Raw genomic sequence first — 1,995 nt, 5'->3', positions numbered from 1 at the left:
TGATAACCGTAAAGACATAATGAATCACGTCGCCTTCTTTGACAAAGGCATCTTCATCGGATTCCTTCACGAGCTCAATGGCTGGAGTTGGTGTACCTGGCACTTCATCGTCATCGTCATCCGTTGGTGGATCCAATGGTGGTGTTGTCTCATCTCCATCATCTGGTGGGGTTCCGGTTGTCGTCGCTGTATTGTAAATCTTACCAGCTGCCACATCGGCTGCGGTGACGGTGTATTCGGCACGACCCGTTGTAGATTCTCCTGGAGCTAAGTCTGTCTTGTCTAAGACAATCTCAATTCCTAAGTCATTCAACATTGGGTCAGTTACTTTCACATCACTTAAGGCAACGTTACCTGTATTGGTAACCGTGAAGACATAATGAATCACGTCGCCTTCTTTGACAAAGGCATCTTCATCGGATTCCTTCACGAGCTCAATGGCTGGAGTTGGTGTACCTGGCACTTCATCGTCATCGTCATCCGTTGGTGGATCCAATGGTGGTGTTGTCTCATCTCCATCATCTGGTGGGGTTCCGGTTGTCGTCGCTGTATTGTAAATCTTACCAGCTGCCACATCGGCTGCGGTGACGGTGTATTCGGCACGACCCGTTGTAGATTCTCCTGGAGCTAAGTCTGTCTTGTCTAAGACAATCTCAATTCCTAAGTCATTCAACATTGGATCGGTTACTTTCACATCACTTAACGCAACGTTACCTGTATTGGTAACCGTGAAGACATAATGAATCACGTCGCCTTCTTTGACAAAGGCATCTTCATCGGATTCCTTCACGAGCTCAATGGCTGGAGTTGGTGTACCTGGCACTTCATCGTCATCGTCATCCGTTGGCGGATCCAATGGTGGCGTTGACTCATCTCCATCATCTGGCGGTGTTCCGGTTGTCGTCGCTGTATTGTAAATCTTACCAGCTGCCACATCCGCTGCAGTGACGGTGTATTCTGCGCGACCCGTTGTAGTTTCTCCTGGAGCTAAGTCTGTCTTATCTAAGACAATCTCAATTCCTAAGTCATTCAACATTGGATCGGTTACTTTCACATCACTTAACGCAACGTTACCTGTATTGGTAACCGTAAAGACATAATGAATCACGTCGCCTTCTTTGACAAAGGCATCTTCATCGGATTCCTTCACGAGCTCAATGGCTGGTGAATTTACGGGCACGTCTTCGTCATCGTCATCGGTCACAGGTGGTGTATTTGGATCCGGTTCCCCTGGATTAGCTGGATCTTCTGGGTCACCCGTTACCGTAGCGGTGTTCGGGATACTGTCTTTACCAAGGTCTTCTGCCGTAGCGGTATATTCCTTGGTAACCGTCATGCTTTCTCCTGGTGCTAAGTTCGCTTGCGGTAATTCAATGCTTCCACCCAACATTGGGTCATCTAAGACCACATTGACAAGTGGCATATTCCCCGTATTGGTAATGGTGAATTCGTACGTGATGACGTCTCCTTCGGCTGTAACGACTTTCTTATTAGCATCACCATTCACTGCCGTCACCGTCTTCACTAACTCAATCGCTGGTGAATTTACGGGCACGTCTTCCTCATCGTCATCCGTCACTGGTGGCGTGTTCGGATCTGGCTCCCCTGGATTAGCTGGATCTTCTGGGTCACCCGTTACCGTAGCGGTGTTCGGGATACTGTCTTTACCAAGGTCTTCTGCCGTAGCGGTATATTCCTTGGTCACCGTCATGCTTTCTCCTGGTGCTAAGTTCGCTTGCGGTAATTCAATGCTTCCACCTAACATTGGGTCGTCTAAGACCACATTGACAAGTGGCATATTCCCCGTATTGGTAATGGTGAATTCGTACGTGATGACGTCTCCTTCGGCTGTAACGACTTTCTTATTAGCATCCCCATTCACAGCGGTCACGGTCTTCACGAGCTCAATCGCTGGTGAATTTACGGGCACGTCTTCGTCATCTTCGTCGGTCACTGGTGGCGTATTAGGATCTGGTTCCCCTGGATTAGCTGGAT

At 48.6% G+C, this 1,995-nt stretch carries 1 protein-coding gene; it reads right to left on the bottom strand.

All coding sequences use genetic code 11. The features are described 5' to 3' along the window. A partial coding sequence (locus HZY91_RS10725; protein WP_197116266.1) for a CLIPPER-2 domain-containing protein occupies positions 1-1,995 on the bottom strand: 1,995 nt, incomplete at both ends.

It is taken from the genome of Facklamia lactis, from assembly GCF_015863205.1.
GTDB lineage: Bacteria > Bacillota > Bacilli > Lactobacillales > Aerococcaceae > Facklamia > Facklamia lactis.
The sequence above is the reverse complement of the archived record's forward strand: the minus strand, read 5'-3'. Positions and strand labels throughout refer to the sequence as shown.